The organism is Novosphingobium sp. 9U (assembly GCF_902506425.1).
Taxonomy (GTDB): Bacteria; Pseudomonadota; Alphaproteobacteria; order Sphingomonadales; family Sphingomonadaceae; genus Novosphingobium.
Genome location: NZ_LR732469.1, coordinates 2,514,560 through 2,533,112 on the forward strand (window position 1 = coordinate 2,514,560; position 18,553 = coordinate 2,533,112).

The following is an 18,553-nucleotide window of genomic DNA, read 5'->3' on the forward strand; positions in this document are numbered from 1 at the left end:
AGGGTCCTCAGCGGCGGAAGTAGTCTTCGGCGTTCTCGAAAGCGCGCAGGCCCTCGGGCGTCGCGTTTCGGGCGGGGTCGTCCAGCGGCGTCACCGGTTCACGCCAAGCGGTGATGCGCAGCGGGGTCACCGTGTACTGGTCGCGCGGGTCGAGCACGTGCGGGCAGTTGGCGAGGACGACGATCACGTCCATCTCCGCACGCAGCACGAGTTCGCGGCCGGGCTCGAACGGGCCGACCACCGGCGTGATTGTGCCGTCCTCCTCGATGCGCGTGCCCTTGAACAGGTTCACGCAAGGGTGGACGTCGCGGCGCAGCAGGCCGTGCTTGGCAGCGCCGAGCAGGAAGCGGTCGCGGCCATTGGGGTAGGCGCCGCTGTTACGACCTTCGCCGTACTTGGCCTTGTTGGTCGCAGCGTTGGAGGTGCCGCTGAAGGCGTCGTGGGTGCCGGCGCCGTCGTCGACCAAGGTCATCAGCACGCGGCCCATGTCTGATAGCAACAGCTTGCCCGCGCCCAGGTACGCATTCCACTGAACCTTGACCGTGTCGGCCACGTTCAGCCGCTCAGCGGGCATCTCGGCGTTGAACACCAGCAGCGAAGCGCAAGCGTCGCCGGCAACGTCGATCAGCCGCAGCCGCGTTCCACGAGCGAGGCGGCGCGTGGCGTAACCTCCGGGTGCGACCGTCTCTTCCCAGAGCAGATCGTCCAGCGAGATCCCTTGCGGCAGGTCGTCCGCAACCGGCGGCAGCACCGGCATGGCATCAACCTTCGTGCCGGCCATGGCACGGGCGTGGTCGCGCGCGGCGAGGGGATTGGCGAGTGTCTGCGTCAAGCGTTGGCTCCCGCGGGTTTGCGGCTGCTGGTGTCCTGCTCGTAGAGCGGCGGCAGCAGCGCGGTGGTGGTGACGAGTTGGAGCTGCTGGACGCCGCGCACCCGGCGCAAGGCGTCGCACAGTTCCTTAAGGCGAATGGCCGGACCCTGGACCAGCAGGACCTCCAGCGACTGGTCCTCCTCCAGGAAGACGTGCTGGGCGGAGATCACCTCCTTGAGGTAGTCGGCCTGCGTCTCGGCCAGCTGGTGGCGTACCCGGCCACGGTCGGCGCGGTAGACGATGGTCACCGTGCCCGCGAGCATTTCGTCGGGGCGGATCGAGGCGGCGTGCTCGGCGAGCGCATGGCGGATTAGCTCGGCGATCAGCTGCGAGCGCGAGGGCAATTCCCGCTCTTCCACCATCAGATCGAGTTGTCGGAAGAGATCGGCCGGAAGGCTCATGCTGAGCCGGGCCAGACTGGTGCTGTCGGTGCTCATGCCGCATCCTCTTGGGTATTACGATTTGTGTCAAGCGTAATACCGGCTTCCGTGTCGACGGGTTGTTCTTCTCGCTTTGTGAGCGCCAGATCGTAGACGGCGGTCGCACCGAAGCGATGCGGCGCGTGCGGATCGTGGCGGCGCTTGTCGAGCGCCAGCACGCGCGTGCCCAGCTGGAACGCCTCCTTGATGTCGTGGGTCACCATGATGATGGTCAGCGAATAATCGCGCCACAGCCTGGTGATGAGCCCGTGCATGTCGGCCCGGATGCCCGGATCGAGCGCGCCGAACGGCTCGTCGAGCAGCAGGATGCGCGGGCGCTTGATCAGGGCTTGCGCAATGGCGAGGCGCTGCTGCATGCCACCCGACATCTCCGCCGGATACAGGTCCAGACTATGGCCGAGGCCGACCGCGTCGAGCATCTCCGCCGCCTGGTCGCGCGCCGCACGCCTGGCGCCGCCGAACAGCCGCGCCGAGAAGGGCGCCTGCTGCAGTTCCAGCCCCATCATGACGTTGCGCAGCGCGGTCAGGTGCGGGAACACCGAGTAGCGCTGGAACACGACACCGCGATCGGGACCGCACTCGGGGGCCAGCGGCGTGCCGTCGAGCAGGATGGAGCCGCGGGTCGGCCTCTCCTGGCCGAGCACCACGCGCAGGAAGCTGCTCTTGCCCGCGCCCGATGGGCCGACGATAGAGACGAAAGAGCCCGCGGCGACGTCCAGGCTGACCCGCTCGAGCACGACTTTGTCGCCGTACTCGACCCACAGGTCCTTGAGGCTGAGGAGCGCGCTCAATGTGCTGCTCCATGCGCCCAGGCAAAGCCGCGGCGGCTCGCTTGCGTGAGGATCAGGTCCATCGCGATCGCCAGCAGTGCGATCCAGGCGACGTAGGGAATGATGACGTCCATCGACAGATAGCGCCTGACCAGGAAGATGCGGTAGCCGAGGCCCACGTCGGACGCGATCGCCTCGGCCGAGATCAGGAACACCCATGCCGGTCCCAGCGCCAGGCGCATCGCCTGCAGCAATCGCGGCATCGCCTGGGGTAGGGCGACGCGGATCATGATCTGCCAGCTGTTGGCGCCGAGCGTCTGCGCCTTGACGATCTGCTCGCGGGGTAGGGCGGCGACATGCGCGGCAATGTCGCGCACCATGACCGGGGTGATGCCCACGACGATCAGCGTGACTTTTGCAGTCTCACCCAGGCCCAGCGCGATGAACAGGATCGGCAGCAGCGCGATCGGCGGAATAACAGCGATGCCGGTGACGAGCGGGCCCAATGTGGCGCGCACCGGCGGCAGCACGCCGAGCACGAGACCGAGGATCAAGGCGACGAGTGTCGAGATGCCCAGGCCCAGACCCAGGCGCTGCAAGCTTGCCAGCGTATCCGCCCAGAACACGATCTGCCCGGACAGCGGGTCCGGCTGCAGCAACAGCGCCGACATGCCGGTGATCATCGCACCCGGGAGCGGCAGGATCTTGTCCAGCGGGTTCAGCGTGTGCCGCTGCGCCGCCAGCGCCAGGTACACCAGCAGCAGGGCCGCGATCGGCAGGGCGCCGAGAAGGAAGCGGCTACCCCTGTTTGGCTGACGGTTCACCCAGCGCATGTCGGTTCCATCGTTGCGGTCGCGCGGTGGCGAGTGGCGTTCACAGCTTGCCGTCGGCAGCCGATTGCATGAACGTGCTGTCGAAGCGCAGCGTCACGTGTTGCGCATCGCCGAGCGTCTTGTTGCCGGGGAAGCTCAGCCCCACGGCGTCGGCCGAGGTCGCGCCCTTGAACAGCCCCTTGGAGAAGCTGAAGTCGCGCACGCGCTTCATGTTGGTCATGATCTCGGGCGAGGCTGTTGCAGCGACGGCGGCCTTCGGGTCGGCGTAGAGGTATGTGGTCGACAGCTGACTGTCAAAGGACTCCGGCGTTGCGCCAGCGAGCTTGGCCATGGCCGCGCGTGCTTCCTTGCCCTTGGCGTCCTGCTGCTTCATCAGTGCCAGCGTCTCGTACCAGATGCCCGCGAGCGCCTTGCCCAGGTTGGGGTTGGCCTTGATCGTGGCGGTGTCGACCACCAGCAGGTCGAGGATCTCGCCGGGGATCTGCGCAGAGCTGAATACTTCCTTGGCGCCGGCCTGGCCCTTCATCACCGAAAGCTGCGGGTTCCAAGCGACGGCGGCCTGGCTATCCGCGCTGGCGAAGGCGGCGACGATATCCGCGTCCGAAGTGTTCACCGTCTTGACGTCGGTCAGCGACATGCCCGCGGTGGAGAGGGCGCGGGCGAGCAGGTAGTGGGAGACTGAGAGCTCGACCAGGTTGACCGACTTGCCCTTGATCGCGTTCAGCGTGTCCCCGCCCTTGAGCATGACGCCATCGTTGCCGTTGGAATAGTCACCGACGATGATCGCGCTGGTGTCCTTGCCGCCCGCGGCGGGGATGGTCAGCGCGTCCATGTTGGTAACGGTCACGCCGTCGAACTTGCCGGCGGTGTATTGATTGACGGACTCTACGTAGTCGTTGACCTGGACGAAGTTGATCTTGAGCCCGTACTTGTCAGCCCACTTCTTCACGATGCCCGCTTGCTGCGCATAGGGCCATGGCATCCAGCCGGCGTAGATCGACCAGCCGATGTTGAACTCGTTACGCTGCTGCGGCGCGCTGCTCTGACCCGAGCAGGATGCCAGCATGAGCATACTCGCAGCAAGTGTGATCCGGCTTGTCTTGCCCCGCGACCTCAGCACCATGATTCGTCCCCTTTCGCAGTGCAGCATCATTCGGGATCGCTCCCTTGTCCAGCACTGATATTACGTTCAGCTGATTTTGTAATACTTTTCTGCGGGCGTGCGGAAAGGCCAGGGCGTCGCCGCAGCATCGGGAGCGTAGGCGGACTGCGGGTTTGATCCCGGGCGCGTGCAGTCCTGCACTCGAATCACCTAATGCCGATTCGAGGCGATTTGCCGTCGAACGACCGTCATCATCGCTGACCGATTATGCGCGCAGTGTGTCGAAAGTCACGCATTTCCGCACTGCAGCATGTGTATGACACATCTGTCGTTATTACGCTTGACGCTATCCGTAATATCGATACCGTACATGGAAATCGACCAGAATGGCCGAGCGGCAAGCGCAACCAGGCTTGCTGCGAATCCGGCTGGTAGATCCCTCCGGACGATCGCCGGAGGACATTTGCGGTTAGATCGACTGTGCGCAACTTAACACGTCTGCGCGCCACGAACTACTTGACCTTGCAGGTCGCCTTCTGGCGTCCACCGAATTCATCCTGCGATCTCTACGCGAGATCGCACGTGAATACTGACGACTTACTGTCTTGCTATATGAAAAAAGTTTGAACAAGATCGGCAAACGATCACCGGAACACCGGATATATCGGGAGTGAGATGTCACAACAGGCTTTTGTCCATGAGGGGGCCGACGTGACCAAACAGACTATCCGCACCAAGTTGCTCTGTGCGACCATTCTGATGAGTTCTGCTGCCACCCCAGCCTTGGCCCAGGAAGCCGAGGACGGTGCGACGCAAACCAGTGCCAACGAGATCGTCGTCACCGCGACGCGTCGTTCGACGACGCTGCAAGACGTGCCGATCAACATCAGCGCCGTCGGGCAGGAACAGCTGTCGCGCAACCGCATCGACGACGTGCAGGACCTTGCGGCCTTCACGCCGGGCATGACGGTGACCGACACCGGCCCAGGCTCGACCGGCAACATCATTTTGCGCGGAATCTCGTCCGCCGACGCCAGCGGCGGCTCGAACTACAACAGTTCGCTGGGCGTCTATTTGGGCGAAGTGCCGCTCTACCTCGACTTCAAGCTGATCGACATCAACCGCGTCGAAGTCCTGCAGGGCCCACAGGGTACCCTCTACGGCCTCGGTACTCTGGCGGGTGCGGTGCGCTACATCCCGAACCGGCCGGATCCGAGCAAGTTCGAGGTCGAAGCGCATGGGCGTGTGTTCGACATGGCGCATGCCAACGACCCGGGCTTCAACATGGACGGCGCGGTCAACATCCCGATCCTCGCCGACCATGTCGCCTTCCGCACCACCGTCGGTTACTACAACAACCCCGGCTTCATCGACAACAATGCGCTGCTTCTGCAGCCAGGCATCTCCGATCCGCAGCCCGGCCGCAGCGAGAACGGTGCCGATGCCTCGTTGGGCACGCCCGAGCAGCGGGCGGCGAACTTCTATTCCAAGAAGGACGTCAATGACGAGCGCACCTTTACCACGCGCAACCAGTTGCTGCTGGAACTCAATCCCGACATCAAGGCCTTCCTGACCTACGCGCACCAGGAGACCAAGACAAACGGTGGCCAGAGCAACGGCTTTGGCGTGCTGGGTACCGGCAAGTACGAGAATCCGACGCGCTATCTCGAACCTTCCAGCCGAAACTCGGACCTCTATGCGGCCGAATTCAATATCGGCCTGGGCGGCTTCGCGCAGATCGTTTCGACGACTGCCTGGACGACGCAGAAGATCGACCAGATCAGCGACAACACTGACCTGCTGCTCGATCTTAACTATGGCTACGAAGAGTTTCCGCAGTTTTCCTCTTTCAACACGTCGGCATCCAACCGCCGCCAGTTCAACCAGGAAGTCCGCCTGGTCTCGACCCATGGCGGCCCGCTCAGTTGGGTTATCGGCGGTTTCTACAACAACATGCGCTTCGGCTCGCAATATCGCGAATACGTGCCTGGCCTGCCCGACTTCTTCGGGGTCTATCGTCCCGACAATCTCGAATACATGTCGTTCGTCAACACGCGCACCAAGGAATATGCGGGCTACGGCGAAGCGACTTTCCACATCACCGATGCCTGGCAGGTGACTGGCGGCCTTCGTTACTACAAGTATAAGGCCTTCGCCGAGGGTGGTACCGACACCCCCCTGACCAGCGGCGGCCGTCGTCGGACGCCTTACCCGCTCGTCGTCTTCGATCCCAGCCGCATCCGCTCGGGCCAGACCGACGACGACGGCTTTGTGTACAAGCTGAATACTTCGTACAAGTTCAACGATGACTTGCTGGTCTACGGTACGTACAGCACCGGCTATCGCACGGGTAACGTCAACCGGGTAGCGCCGTGTATTCAGCCGCTGCCGCCTGGCCAGAACGTCTGCGCATTGCCGAACGAGCTTTCGTTCGGTCCCGACAAGACCAAGAACATCGAAGTCGGCGTGCGCGCGTCGCTGCTCGACAAGCGGCTGCAGTTCACCGTCGACGCGTTCCATGTCGATTGGACCGGCATCCAGGTGCCCAGCTCGACCATCAACGGCGCGGTGGGCATCACGGTCAATGCGGGCAAGGCAGTCTCGAAGGGCTTCGAGTTCACGGGTGAGTTCAAGATCACGCCCGAACTCTCACTTCAGGGTACCTACTCGTACACCGACGCACACCTGACCGAAGATGCCGCCGACGTGATCGTCAGCCAGGGCGTGCCCTATGGCGCATTCGATGGCGATCGCCTGCCGGGTTCGACCAAGCACCAAGGGTCTGCTCAGCTGACCTACACCTACCCGCTGGCGAACGGCGCTTCGATCGAGGCGAACTGGGCTGCCACTTACACCGGCAACATCTACTCGCGTGTCGGCCTGCGCGGCAACGGCGAGGTCATTCCCGATTACCTGACGCACCGCGCCGCGATCACCTACCGCGGCGAGCACTTCGACATCGGCCTCTTCGCGGACAACATCTTCGACAAGTATGCGGTGACGGCGATCAGCAACGACATCAGTTCGTACAACCAGGTACGCACTGACGTCGTGGAGCGGTACTACGCTCGCAGCGTGCTGACGCCGCGGCGCGTGGGCGTGGACATGCGCTTCCACTACTGAGCACAAGGGCGCCGGTTCCGCCGGCGCCCCTTTCCTTGCGGAGTTCCTCGTGATCCAGAAGCCTGTCGAGAAACATCCGGCGGCGGTGCGTGCCATGTTGGCTGGCGCTGCCGTACTCCTGCTTACCGGCGCAGCTTCACCGATGCAGCCGCCTCGCTTCGTGCACTGGATCGACGGCACCGCCGCAAGCGAGCCCGAGACGCAGGTGCAGCGGATCGACGCGGACACGTATGTCATTCGCCAGTCTGTTCGCACCAACTTCGAGGCGCCGTTCCTGTACCTCCTGTTCGGGAAGGAACGCGCGCTGCTGATCGACAGCGGGGCCGGCGGGCTCAAGATCCGACCGACTATCAATCGCCTGATCGCTACGCGTGAGAAGCAGCGCGGCGGCCGAGCGATCCCGCTGGTGGTGGCGCACTCGCATAGTCATGGCGATCATCATGCCGGCGACGACGAGTTCAGCAGTCGTCCCGGTACCACCGTCGTCGGCCTGAAACCCGCTGAAGTCGCCGCGTTCTTCGGTGTGACGGACTGGCCGCTCGGGCTCGGTCGCGTCGATCTGGGTGGACGCGTGCTCGACGTGATCCCGACGCCGGGGCACGAACCAGCGCACATCATTGTCTACGACGCGCGCACGCAGCTGCTATTCTCGGGAGACATGCTGTACCCCGGACGCCTCTACGTGCCGACCGATCGCATGGAAGTTTTCCGAGCCAGCGCCGACCGGCTCGCAGCATTCGCCAGCACCCATCCCATCCGCGCCTTGCTGGGCGCGCATATTGAGATGACCACGAACCCTGGGCAAGATTACCCGATGAAGGCTGCGACGCACCCGGCGGAGCATGGGCTAGCGCTTCCACCCACAACCATTGCCGAGCTTCAGCGCGCTGCGGCAGAGCAGGGCAGCACGCCGAAGGTCGACGTGCATCATGATTTCATTCTCTATCCGGTCCCGCCGCGGCCCGCGGGATAGGAGGCGGAGCCGCCAACCCGAAGAAGGCTTCGACAAGCTCAGCCTGGAGAGTGTTGGGCTGAACCGCCTTGTAGATGAACCGAGGCTGCGAACAACCAAGGCATCACGAAGTGACGCTGAGGTGGCTCTCACACACCGCCACGTGAACAGACAATAAGGTTTACCCTATCACCGACTAAGCTGAGCTTATCGAAACATGCCAGCAATTACCGCCGCATGCTCGCTATGCGATACTCAGTTCAGCAATGCCAGTTGAGGTGGAGCCACTTGAGCGCCCCAGAGGTGCTTGCGATAGCGATCGAAGCAGCGCTTGCCGCAGGTCAGACGCATCAGCGCGCCCTCGGCGATGGCCATGGCCCGGCGCGGATCTTCGCGCACAAGCGGCAGCAGGGCTTCCTGGTTCCAAGCCTCGCTGTGCTTCACGTCCAGGACAGCGTGGAGGTCGAAGTAGTGCCGCTCCTTGCCGCTCAGGCCGATCCGACGCAGCCCTTGCGCGACCGCCGCCGATCGGCCCGGTGCCGTCAACTCGATCGCGCCGAGCGCGCCCACCGAGTGCCAGGCATACCGGCGCGAGGTCGCCATGCCGGTCATCGCGTTGGCAAGCGCCAGGCTCTCGCCCACCGTGCCCTCGATAGTAGGCCGTACTTCGAGGACGTCGGAAATCTTGTGCAGCATTGGGCCATGCATGCCCTTGGCATTGCCGCGGCCCATCTCGTCCCAGTAGTTACGCGCCAGTTCCAGCTTGGCTTGGTCGGGCAGCTTGACCTGCGTATAGGCGACGAGGTCGTCGAACCCAGCTTCCCCAGCGGCCTCTTGCTCGAAGAACCACCGGATCTCGTCGCGCGTGGCGCGCTCGGCAATCCAGGGGAACAGGGGGTCGCCTTGGCCGGGACCGGTTTCGATCAGCCGCTCGAACCAGGCGATGAAGGCTTCCGGGTCGGTCGGCGCACGTGCAGCTTCCGCCTGAACCTGCGCGCGTAGCGCTTCGAGGAATTCGCCTTCAAGCTGCAGCATGCGCGCGTCGCTATCGATCGTGCCGCGCCAATCCTGGTCGGGAAACTGCGGCTCCAACCGGGTACGGTTCCAGCGTGCCAGATCGCGCTGGAACTCATCGGAAAAACATTCCTGCGCCGCAGGAGCTGCCTGTCGTCGCGTCATGATATTTGTTAAGTGCCCGGTCTGCATACGAATTCCTCTTCTCTCGCAGGCAAACGCCGGGGGCAGCGGGCAGGTTCCCCCCGATCTTTGCCCGGACGGGTGAGCCGTGCCTTGGAGAAGATCGATACGGGACGGCGCGCTTATTTGTTGCTGCGCGGGAAGAGCCTGTTCCATCGCGCGTCCAGCGCGGCCTGGGAGCTGCCCTCACGGACGCGCGAGACGAGTGAGATCCCGCGTAATGTGAGACTATGTCCGCTCAGCCATCGCCCGCGGATCGTATAGCCAAGGTCGTATATGGCGACGTCCTGATGCGGCTTACCGTCGACCAAGAAGCGAGTGGTGATCGCCACCGGCAAGCGCTCGTCGCCCCGGCTTTCGTCGGGCATGCCCGCCTTCTCGCGCGCCTTGACGAGCGAGCGGTCGAACCATCCGCTCTCGATGCGCGGCTCGCCGGTGGTCTCTGCCTGCGCGATGCCGAGGGCGGAGGGGAAGGCCACGCGCTGGCTTTGAACCGATTGATCGTCGTCGCTCGGCTTGAGCGTCAGCGCATCGTCGCTGGTGGTCGCTGCCGTGAGCACCAAAGTCTGAGCCCGTGTGGAGGCCTGGCGTGCCTCGTCCTGGCGCGTCGTCTCGGTGTGCCGCCGCTCGCTCCAGCTGTTCCACAAGGTCAGGCCCGAAATGCTGACGGCGATCACGGTGAGCACTTCGGCCAAGGTGATCCAACGCCGCCGGGCCGCGGCTGCTTCCGCCGCTTGCGTCTGTGCGGCGGGCGCTGTTTCGGGCGGGTTCGGCTCTTGAGGTAGGTCGGTCACCACGCTGTTCGATCATCTGCCAGGGTGCGCGTCAACGCCCAAGCGATGGAGGGAGAGCCGATGGCTGGAGCCTTGCCGGCACCGCGAGGCCGCGCAATACTCCGACGCAACAAGATAAAACGGGAGAGAACCATGGCCAACGAGATGCCGCATTCCAGCCAGTTCACCGGACTGACGCAAAAGGTAATCGCCTATAGCGAGGCGTTCAGTGCCCTTGTCGAGACAGCCAAGCAGCGCGCACTGACCGATGCGGATTGGGCGCCGATCGAGGAACTCGTCGATGTCGACGCGTGGGAGCGGCAGGGCATGTTTCTGGGTCCGCAGGCTGAGACCTTCGGCTGGGCCACCTACAAGTCCTACATTTCGCAATACGGCGCGGGCACGACGTGGGAGGGCACGCTGCGCCGCGTCACCGAGACGCCGGGGCTCGTGGTCCTCGAGCTGGAGGAGCGCAACACGCACGGCGGTGTCATGGACGTGTCGAATACCGTCACGATCTACGAGTTCAACGAGGCCGGCAAGCTGCGCCACCTCGACGTCTACATCATGCCGCTGGAAAAGCGCTGACCTCCATACGCAGCAGCGGCTGACCCATCGCGATCCGCTCGCCCTCGCGCAAGCTTGCGACGGGCGGGCAGCTGGCCGGCGCGAGGAGGACGATCGTCGAGCCGTGCTCGAACCAGCCCATCTCCTCGCCCTTGGCGAAGCGCGCGCTTAAACCGCGCACGCCCTCGCCGCCGGCCCGTACGTTGCGGCTCTCGTCCAGAAACGGCAGGCGGATGCTGGCCACCAATATGGCCGCGACAGGTATTAGCGCGATGCGCGGACCATGGCCGAGGCGGACCGTGATGGGCGCGCGCTCGTTCTTGCAGAACAGCCGCTTGACCCGTTTGAGCGCGATCGGGTTCACGTTCCATGTGTCGCCGGAGATGTACCGCACTTGCTCGACGGTGAGGTCGTGCGGGGCATGGAAGCGATGGTACATGCCCGCCGTCAGCCTCAGCGTGACGAACCAGCCATCGCGCCATTCTCGCGCATCTGCTTCGCTGCCGAGCAAGTCGGCAATGGGATAGGAAAAGCCTTTGATCTGAAACACCTGCCCATCGGCAATGCGGCCGAAGGCGCCGACGATGCCATCACTGGGCGAGATCACCACGTTAGGGTCTCGGTCGACTGTGCGCGCACTATCCCGCAAGCGGCGGATGAAGGCGGCATGGAGGCTCGCAAAGTGCTTTTCCGCCGCATCCGTCAAATCCACGTCACAGAACAAGCGCCATAGCGCGATGGACGCTGTTCGCACCAACGGGTGCTCGCGCTTGCTGAACCAGCCCATGAAGCGGGTCGCGGCATGGCGCGGGATGCGGTTGGTAAGGAGGAAGTTCAGGTCCTCCTGGGCAGCGACGCGCATCAATGCGGAACGCAGGCTCATTGTGGGTCCTTCCGCCCCGGCTCAGGGCCAAGCACAGGGGATACGAGTTGAAGCAAGGCAAGTGGGCGTGGACGCTTCTGGGTACGGCGGCAGCGATCGTCGGGGCGGAGAAGGCACGTGACCGGCTGCGGCTCTCGCGCGCCAAGCATCGCTCGCTGACCGGGCACGTGCGCATGGCCAAGCGCGTGGCGGGGCTGGTGCCCGGCTATGCGCTGACGCCAGACGAGTTCTTCCGCGCCGACGAAGCGCCGCTGGAGATCATCGGCCGGCGCCGCGCGGCGCTCGATAGGTTGTCCGCGCTCTATGCCGAGCGGTTCGCCAAGACCCATGCCTACACGGCCGAGATCCGCGACAGCATCCCTGACCTGGAGTTCACCGGCACCTACCGCGTGCCGTTCCAGTTCAGCCCGGTGGTGCGCGAACGGCTGAGTGCGGGCAGCTTCTATCAGGCGGCGGAGGGCGTGATGCTCACCGATCTCGACGGCAATCGGTTCCATGACCTGACCGGCTCGTACGGCGTCAATCTGCTGGGCGTCGATGCCTACCGCCGCATGGTTGCGGAAGGCATGCGAACCACCGCCGATCTCGGGCCGACGCTCCCCGGCCTCCATCCGGTCGTCGCGGACAACGTGCGGCGGTTGAAGGCGATCTCGGGGCTCGACGCGGTGTCGTTCCACATGTCCGGTACCGAGGCGGTGATGCAGGCGGTGCGGCTGGCGCGCTATCACACCGGGCGCTCGCACCTGGTGCGCTTCGCCGGCGCCTATCACGGCTGGTGGGGTGACGTGCAGCCTGGAGTCGGCAACCCGGTGCCGGCCGATCGCACCTACACGCTGGCCGACATGAGCGAGGCGACGCTGGAGGTGCTCGCCACGCGCAAGAACATCGCCTGCGTGCTGGTGAACCCGCTGCAGGCGATGCATCCCAACGCCGGAGCGCCGGGCGACTCCACGCTGGTCGGCGGGCGCAAGGACGGGCGGGTGGAACGCGCCGCGTACTCGGCGTGGTTGCGGCGCCTGGCCGAGACCTGCCGCAAGGCGGGGATCGTACTGATCGTCGACGAGGTGTTCACCGGCTTCCGCCTCGCGCCGCGTGGGGCCTGCGAGTACTTCGGGATCGAGGCGGACATGATCACCTATGGCAAGACGCTGGGCGGCGGGCTGCCGGTCGGCGTTCTGTGCGGCAAGGCGACGCTGATGAAACGCTTCAAGGAGGAGCGCCCCGCCGACATCTGCTTCGCGCGCGGCACCTTCAACTCGCACCCGTACGTCATGGGCGCGATGGATGCGTTCCTGCGGCACATGGACAGCGAGGAGGGCAGGGCGCTTTATGAGCATGTGGACGAGCGCTGGAATGTGCGCGCGGTCAGCCTCAATGGCCGTCTTGCCGCAGAGGGCGTGCCGGTGCGGGTGGCCAATCTGGGCACGATCTGGACGTTCTGGCACACGGTGCCCTCGCGCTATCATTGGATGCTGCAGTTCTACCTGAGGGCGGAAGGACTGGCGCTGAGCTGGGTCGGCTCCGGGCGGCTGATCTTCAGCCTGGCCTATGGCGACGCGGAGTTTGCGGAGGTGGCCGACCGGATCGTTGTGGCCGCACGCAAGATGCAGGCGGACGGCTGGTGGTGGTCGCCGGAGGGTGATGGACGCCGGGCTTTGCGCAGCGGTTTGGTGCGAGAGTTTGCGCGGCATCTGCTGCGGTGAGATGCACGTCGGCCCGGGCAACGCTCGGGTCGACGGATTCCTCATTCCAGCTTCGTCGCTCTCGCTTGCGCGACTTGGCGCACCAACTGCGCGGGCGCGCGACAGTATAGGCGGAAATCGTTGAACGGGTCGGTGACGATTTTGATGCCCCAAACCAACCCGGTCTCGACATCGCGGATGAAGAACAGGCACACGACCCGGAACAGCAGACCGCCGATGCCGAGCGCCAGCCACATCAAGCCCAAGTGCTCCAGGTATTGCATCGCTCCGTCGTGCGGCTCGAAGGCGCCGAACAGGTCGGGTTGCAGGTACAGGAGCACTGGGCACGCCGCCCACAAGCCCATCAGCACCACCTTGCGCGCCAAGTTGTAGCCGACTTTCACGTCTTCCTTGTACTCGTGCGTGCAGTCGTTGACGTGGTCGTAGCCGCGCGGCTCGAAGAAGAAGTGGCCGGCCTGGCGGCTGGTCATCGCCACGCCCCAGCCAAGCAGCGCGGCCAAGGCCGGCTCCTTCCACATGATCGCATAGGCGACGATGAAGGTCGCGGCGCTGACGAAGTGCAGGCTCTGGTTGACCAGGCTGTGGTGATAGAAGCGGTGATCGTCCCAGCGTTGCTCGGCGAGCTGTTCGCGGAAGCGGGCGATCTTGCCGCGGGACGAAGGGGTGGACTGTTGCATGGTCAACCTTGCAGCTTGCGGTAGCGGACGAGGGAAAAGTGGCCGAGCGGCGGCAGCGGGCGCTGTTCGAGCAGGCGGACCTGCCCGTTGCGCGCCGCCCAGGCCTCGTAGCGAGACCACGGGAATTCGGTGCGCCAGCCCAGCCGGCTGGTGATCGGCATCAGTGCCTTCTCGATGGTGTCGCGCACGCCTCCGTTGGCGCTGATGCGGGTGGCGATGACGATTTCGCCGCCGGGCCGCACCACGCGCACGAACTCGTCGAGCGCACGCTCGGGATCGGGCACGGCGGTGACGACGTATTGCGCCACCACCACGTCGAAGGCGTTATCGGGATAGACCAGCGCCTCGGCATCGCCGACGGCGATTTCTTCAACGTTCTCGAGCTTCAGTTCGCGGGCGCGGCGGCGGGCCTTGTCTAGCATGGCTTCGGAGATGTCGATGCCCACTAAGCGCGTGCGCTTGTCGTAGTGGGGCAGCGAGATGCCGGTGCCCACGCCCACCTCCAGCACGCGCCCGCCAGCATTTTCGGCGGCGGCGATCGCCTGCTTGCGGCCGTTGGCGAAGACGCCGCCAAAGACCAGGTCATAGACCGGCGCCCACTTGTCGTAGGCTGCCGCAACACTTGCCGTCTGCATGAACTCGCCGCTCCGCTGCTTTCGTGGCAGTGATGCGAGCGAATTATTTCAGCAGCGAGACATCTGCCCCATCACGCGGCCATGAGGTTGCGGGCGACCGCTTCGGCCACCTTGATGCCGTCGATTGCGGCTGAGAGGATGCCGCCCGCATACCCCGCGCCCTCGCCGGCTGGGTAGAGCCCGGCGGTGTTGAGGCTCTGAAAGCTCTTGTCGCGGGTGATGCGCAGGGGCGAGGAAGTGCGGGTCTCGACGCCGGTCATCACCACGTCGGGATGATCGTAGTTGGCGACCTGGCGGCCGAACACCGGCAGCGCCTCGCGGATCGCCTCGACCACGAACGGCGGCAGGCAGCGCGACAAGTCGGTCATGGTGACGCCCGGCTTGTACGAGGGCGTGACTTCGCCGAGCTCGGTCGAGGCCCGGCCGGCAAGGAAGTCTCCCACCTTCTGCCCCGGGGCCGCGTAAGTGCCACCTCCGGCCTCGAATGCCATGCTTTCCCAGTGGCGCTGGAAGGCGATGCCGGCGAGGGGGCCATCGGGATAGTCGCGCGCCGGATCGATGCCGACGACGAGGCCGGAGTTGGCGTTGAACTCGGCGCGCGAATACTGGCTCATGCCGTTCGTGACGACGCGGCCTTCTTCCGACGTGGCGGCCACCACGCGGCCGCCGGGGCACATGCAGAAGCTGTAGACGGTGCGCTCGTTCGAGCAGTGGTGCGCCAGCGAGTAGGCAGCGGCGCCCAAGTCCGGATGGCCGGCGCATTGGCCATAGCGCGCGCGGTCGACCCAGCTTTGCGGATGCTCGATGCGCACGCCGATGGAGAAGGGCTTGGCCTGGAGGTGCACGCCGCGCGTGTGCAGCATCTCGAACGTCGGACGGGCGCTGTGGCCCACGGCCATGACGACGTGGTCGGCCTCCAGGAACGAGCCGTCCTGCAGGTGCAGCCCGCGCAGGCGCTGCTGGCCATCGGGTCCGCGCTCAAGCTCGAGATCGTCGACGCGGGTCTGCCAGCGGTATTCGCCGCCCAGGCTCTCGATCGTCTCGCGCATGGACTCGACCATGGTGACGAGGCGGAAGGTGCCGATGTGCGGGTGCGCCTGCCACAGGATGTCGTCAGGTGCACCCGCGCGGACGAACTCCTCCAGCACCTTGCGGCCGAGGAAGCGCGGGTCCTTGACCCGGCAGTAGAGCTTGCCGTCGGAGAAGGTGCCGGCGCCGCCTTCGCCGAATTGGACGTTGGAGTCCGGGTTCAGCTCGGACCGCCGCCACAGACCCCAAGTGTCCTTGGTCCGCTGGCGCACGACCTTGCCGCGATCGAGGATGATCGGGCGGAAACCCATCTGCGCCAGGATCAATCCGGCGAACAGGCCACACGGCCCCGCGCCGATCACCACCGGCCGCTTGCCCGACCAGCCCTCGGGCGCTTTGGCCACAAAGTGGTACGCCATGTCGGGAGTGGGACGCACGTCCTTGTCGCCGGCGAGGCGCGCGAGAACCTCGGCTTCGTTCTCCAGCTCGATGTCGAGCGTGTAGACCAGCAGGATCGCACTGCGCCGCCGCGCGTCGTTGCCGCGCTTGAATAAGGTATGGCTCCTGAGCGCCTCGGGCTCGATGCCGAGACGGGCGCAGATGGCCGGGGCAAGCGCGTCGGGAGCATGGTCGAGGGGCAGCGAAAGGCCGGACAGGCGCAGCATCTAACGGGCGCTCGCTTGATCGTCGTCGAATCTGAAGGACATGGCGCGCCCTTAGCGCATCGCGGCAAGGTCGGAAACCAAAGCGCCCCCTCATGCGATGTGCTCGATCATGGATGCAGCAACGAGCCCCGAGACGAGCGCGGCGCCAGATGCCGCCGGCAAGCCAGCTGAGACGCCACCTCCGCGCCGCCGGCGGCACTATCTGCGCAACACGGTGCTGATCGTCCTCTTCGCGGTGTTCGCGATCTGGCTGATCCTGTTCATCACCAAGGGCCGCTTCCTGAAAGGGCCGTTCGAGAGCATCGCTAGCTCATCCGCCGGCCGCAGCGTCAAGGTGGGTGGCGACTTCCAGCTCTACTTCGCACCGCTGCGCATCAAGTTTCTGGCCGAGCAGATCGACGTCAAGAACCCGCAATGGGCCGGCAGGGCCAGCCTGCTCACCGCCAAGAAGATCGAGGCGCGCATCGCACCGCTCTCGCTGTTGTTCGGGCGCAAGCACGCCTACACGGTGGAGCTGGTCGACTTCGATGCCGACTTCGAGTGGGACAAGGCTCACAAACGCAATACCTGGACCTTCGGCGATGGCAGCGGCGGCGAGGCGTTCCAGATGCCACGGATCGACCGCGCCGACGTGAAGGGCACGCGCATCCGCTATCTCGATCCACGCATGCCGCTGCTGGCGAACCTCAATGTCGAGCCGATCGTCGCCAAGGACACGCAGATCGGCCAGGCGGTGCAACTGAAGGGCGACGGGCGTTTCCGCACCACGCCATTCCGCCTCACAGCCAGCCTGCTTTCACCCGATGCGACAGCCAGCGGCGGCGAGAACAAGCTCACCGCGCGGGCCTGGGCTGCGAACGGCGTGATCGACGTGTCCGGAACGCTGCCGTCGCTGACCGAGTACGAAGGCGTGCCGCTGAAGGTGCGGGCGCGTGGCAAGGACTTGTCCGAGCTGCTCGAGGTGATCGACGTCGCGATCCCGCGGACGCGCCGCTACGACTTGCGCGCGCAGCTGGTGAACGAGGATCAAGACTACCGCTTCACCGACCTGACCGGCACCTTCGGCCAGTCCGATCTCGCGGGCAAGTTCACGATCAAGAACGATGAGCGTTTGCGGCTCGATGCCAACCTGACCACGCGCCGGCTCGACATCATCGATGCCGCCCCGTTCATCGGCTACAATCCCGATATCGTCGCCAGCAAGGGCGCGGTCGCAGCCGCATCGGCCACCGGCAACGCCGGCGAGCGCGTGCTGCCCGATGCCGAGCTGCCGGTGGCGATGATGCAGCGCTTCGATGCCGGGCTCGACTGGAAGATCGCGGTAGTGCGCTCGCGCAACGTGCCGGTTTCCAACATCTCGCTGAAGCTGGCGCTAGAGCGGGGCCGGCTGGCGCTCTCGCCGCTGACTTTCACGATGGCGCGGGGCGATGTCGCCTCGGACTTCATCTTCAATACGCGGCAGCGGCCCTCGGCGATCAGCTATGACATCCGCCTGAAGTCGACGCCGATGGGACGGTTGCTGGCGGGCTACGGCGTTGCGGACTCCGGCACGACGGGCACGATCCATGGGCGGATCAAACTGGACGGGCGGGGCGACACGATCCACGATTCGCTGGCGAGCTCGTCCGGCCGCATTGCCTTTGTCATGCCGCAGGGCACGCTGTGGACGCAGAACGCGCAACTGGCCGAACTCGATCTCGGCACGTTCGTCTACAAGATGTTCCAGGGCAAGCTGAAGAAGCCGATCGAGATCAACTGCGGCCTTCTCGCCTTCACCGTGCGCAACGGCATCGCGGCGACGGACCCGATCCTGATCGACACCAGCAAGAACGTGATCACAGGCAACGGCGGTTTCAGCTTCGGAACCGAGGCGGTGGATCTAGCATTTCGCGGCGACGGCAAGAAGTTCAGCCTGTTCTCCGGGCAGTCGCCGGTGGGCATCGGCGGGCACTTCGCAAGCCCGAAGCTCAACGTGATCAGCCCGCAACTGGTCGGCCGCGCGGGGATCGGGTTGGGCTTGGCGGCCGTGGCCTCGCCCGTTGCCGGTCTGCTGGCCTTTGTGGATGTGGGAGACGCCAAGTCGGCGGCATGTGGCCCGGTGCTCGCCGGAGCCAGGGCGACGGCGCAGCGCACCACCAAGGGCAAGCCGCGCGATGACGTGGGCAAGGGGCGGGTGAAGAAGATCGATTGATCCCGGCACGCGGGCGGTTTGTTGCATAGCAGCATCACTCCGGCATCAATCCGCAACGGCCCGGAAATTTGTCACACAATGTCACATCGAGTGCGCCTAGGGGCCCGCCAATACCGTCGCACGAGACGGTCGAATGGTGGGT

Annotated in this window: 16 protein-coding genes; 5 read left to right on the forward strand and 11 right to left on the reverse strand. The window is 65.1% G+C overall.

Annotated elements, in window-relative coordinates:
* Window positions 1-7: 7 nt before the first annotated feature.
* From GV044_RS11735 to GV044_RS11755, 5 genes are read right to left on the reverse strand one after another with little or no spacing between them, the layout of a single operon-like run.
* Window positions 8-832 (reverse strand): urea amidolyase associated protein UAAP1, encoded by an 825-nt coding sequence (locus GV044_RS11735; RefSeq protein ID WP_159869763.1) that lies wholly within the window; start codon window positions 830-832, stop codon window positions 8-10.
* Window positions 829-1,308, reverse strand: a complete 480-nt coding sequence (locus GV044_RS11740; RefSeq protein WP_159869766.1) for a CopG family ribbon-helix-helix protein — start codon at window positions 1,306-1,308, stop codon at window positions 829-831. The genes GV044_RS11735 and GV044_RS11740 overlap by 4 nt, the downstream gene beginning before the upstream one ends.
* The gene (locus tag GV044_RS11745) at window positions 1,305-2,102 is read right to left on the reverse strand and encodes an ATP-binding cassette domain-containing protein (protein WP_159869769.1); all 798 of its coding nucleotides are present in this window, start codon (window positions 2,100-2,102) and stop codon (window positions 1,305-1,307) included. The genes GV044_RS11740 and GV044_RS11745 overlap by 4 nt, the downstream gene beginning before the upstream one ends.
* Window positions 2,099-2,914: an ABC transporter permease gene (locus GV044_RS11750; protein ID WP_159869772.1), complete on the reverse strand. Its 816-nt coding sequence runs from the start codon at window positions 2,912-2,914 to the stop codon at window positions 2,099-2,101. The genes GV044_RS11745 and GV044_RS11750 overlap by 4 nt, the downstream gene beginning before the upstream one ends.
* 40 nt (window positions 2,915-2,954) lie before the next feature.
* On the reverse strand, window positions 2,955-3,980 hold the full coding sequence (locus GV044_RS11755; protein ID WP_371741595.1) for a putative urea ABC transporter substrate-binding protein: 1,026 nt from the start codon (window positions 3,978-3,980) through the stop codon (window positions 2,955-2,957).
* A gap of 747 nt (window positions 3,981-4,727) precedes the next feature.
* On the opposite strand from GV044_RS11755, the gene GV044_RS11760 reads away from it, so the two are divergent.
* Both GV044_RS11760 and GV044_RS11765 read left to right on the forward strand, forming a co-directional pair.
* Window positions 4,728-7,139, forward strand: coding sequence for a TonB-dependent receptor (locus GV044_RS11760; RefSeq protein WP_371741596.1), 2,412 nt, complete (start codon window positions 4,728-4,730; stop codon window positions 7,137-7,139).
* A gap of 49 nt (window positions 7,140-7,188) precedes the next feature.
* Entirely contained in the window at window positions 7,189-8,112 is a 924-nt protein-coding gene (locus GV044_RS11765; protein ID WP_371741597.1) for an MBL fold metallo-hydrolase, read from the forward strand.
* A 234-nt stretch (window positions 8,113-8,346) separates the two neighbouring features.
* On the opposite strand, the gene GV044_RS11770 is transcribed toward GV044_RS11765, so the two are convergent.
* Window positions 8,347-9,270 carry an iron-containing redox enzyme family protein gene (locus tag GV044_RS11770; protein WP_159869781.1) on the reverse strand — a complete coding sequence of 308 codons (924 nt, stop codon included), beginning with the start codon at window positions 9,268-9,270 and terminating at the stop codon, window positions 8,347-8,349.
* A gap of 140 nt (window positions 9,271-9,410) precedes the next feature.
* Window positions 9,411-10,082 carry a hypothetical protein gene (locus tag GV044_RS11775; protein ID WP_159869784.1) on the reverse strand — a complete coding sequence of 224 codons (672 nt, stop codon included), beginning with the start codon at window positions 10,080-10,082 and terminating at the stop codon, window positions 9,411-9,413.
* Window positions 10,083-10,214: 132 nt separating this feature from the next.
* Here GV044_RS11775 and GV044_RS11780 point away from each other — a divergent pair, with 132 nt between their 5' ends.
* Window positions 10,215-10,649 (forward strand): hypothetical protein, encoded by a 435-nt coding sequence (locus tag GV044_RS11780; protein WP_159869787.1) that lies wholly within the window; start codon window positions 10,215-10,217, stop codon window positions 10,647-10,649.
* Here the strand turns inward: GV044_RS11780 and asd are convergent.
* Entirely contained in the window at window positions 10,627-11,511 is an 885-nt protein-coding gene (asd, locus tag GV044_RS11785; protein ID WP_159869790.1) for an archaetidylserine decarboxylase, read from the reverse strand. The genes GV044_RS11780 and asd overlap by 23 nt on opposite strands.
* Window positions 11,512-11,558: 47 nt before the next feature.
* Between asd and GV044_RS11790 the strand changes: the two genes are divergently transcribed.
* A complete protein-coding gene (locus tag GV044_RS11790) occupies window positions 11,559-13,214 on the forward strand; it encodes an aminotransferase class III-fold pyridoxal phosphate-dependent enzyme (protein ID WP_236554893.1) in 1,656 nt (551 codons plus the stop codon).
* Window positions 13,215-13,255: 41 nt separating this feature from the next.
* Here the strand turns inward: GV044_RS11790 and GV044_RS11795 are convergent, their stop codons facing one another.
* The 3 genes from GV044_RS11795 to GV044_RS11805 all read right to left on the reverse strand — a co-directional run bounded on the left by GV044_RS11795 (window position 13,256) and on the right by GV044_RS11805 (window position 16,220).
* Window positions 13,256-13,891, reverse strand: a complete 636-nt coding sequence (locus GV044_RS11795; protein WP_159869796.1) for a hypothetical protein — start codon at window positions 13,889-13,891, stop codon at window positions 13,256-13,258.
* 2 nt (window positions 13,892-13,893) lie between these two features.
* Window positions 13,894-14,526 (reverse strand): class I SAM-dependent methyltransferase, encoded by a 633-nt coding sequence (locus tag GV044_RS11800; RefSeq protein ID WP_159869799.1) that lies wholly within the window; start codon window positions 14,524-14,526, stop codon window positions 13,894-13,896.
* Between the two features lie 71 nt (window positions 14,527-14,597).
* Window positions 14,598-16,220 carry an NAD(P)/FAD-dependent oxidoreductase gene (locus tag GV044_RS11805; protein WP_159869802.1) on the reverse strand — a complete coding sequence of 541 codons (1,623 nt, stop codon included), beginning with the start codon at window positions 16,218-16,220 and terminating at the stop codon, window positions 14,598-14,600.
* A gap of 109 nt (window positions 16,221-16,329) precedes the next feature.
* Between GV044_RS11805 and GV044_RS11810 the strand changes: the two genes are divergently transcribed.
* A complete protein-coding gene (locus GV044_RS11810; protein ID WP_159869805.1) occupies window positions 16,330-18,411 on the forward strand; it encodes an AsmA family protein in 2,082 nt (693 codons plus the stop codon).
* Window positions 18,412-18,553 lie beyond the last annotated feature (142 nt).

What these genes read in the sequence shown, in the direction of transcription:
- GV044_RS11805 (WP_159869802.1), bottom strand. Translation starts at nt 16,220, where the DNA reads ATGCTGCGCCTGTCCGGCCTTTCGCTGCCCCTCGACCATGCTCCCGAC.
- GV044_RS11800 (WP_159869799.1), bottom strand. Translation starts at nt 14,526, where the DNA reads ATGCAGACGGCAAGTGTTGCGGCAGCCTACGACAAGTGGGCGCCGGTC.
- GV044_RS11750 (WP_159869772.1), bottom strand. Translation starts at nt 2,914, where the DNA reads ATGCGCTGGGTGAACCGTCAGCCAAACAGGGGTAGCCGCTTCCTTCTC.
- GV044_RS11810 (WP_159869805.1), top strand. Translation starts at nt 16,330, where the DNA reads ATGGATGCAGCAACGAGCCCCGAGACGAGCGCGGCGCCAGATGCCGCC.
- GV044_RS11770 (WP_159869781.1), bottom strand. Translation starts at nt 9,270, where the DNA reads ATGACGCGACGACAGGCAGCTCCTGCGGCGCAGGAATGTTTTTCCGAT.
- GV044_RS11795 (WP_159869796.1), bottom strand. Translation starts at nt 13,891, where the DNA reads ATGCAACAGTCCACCCCTTCGTCCCGCGGCAAGATCGCCCGCTTCCGC.
- GV044_RS11780 (WP_159869787.1), top strand. Translation starts at nt 10,215, where the DNA reads ATGGCCAACGAGATGCCGCATTCCAGCCAGTTCACCGGACTGACGCAA.
- asd (WP_159869790.1), bottom strand. Translation starts at nt 11,511, where the DNA reads ATGAGCCTGCGTTCCGCATTGATGCGCGTCGCTGCCCAGGAGGACCTG.
- GV044_RS11740 (WP_159869766.1), bottom strand. Translation starts at nt 1,308, where the DNA reads ATGAGCACCGACAGCACCAGTCTGGCCCGGCTCAGCATGAGCCTTCCG.
- GV044_RS11755 (WP_371741595.1), bottom strand. Translation starts at nt 3,980, where the DNA reads ATGCTGGCATCCTGCTCGGGTCAGAGCAGCGCGCCGCAGCAGCGTAAC.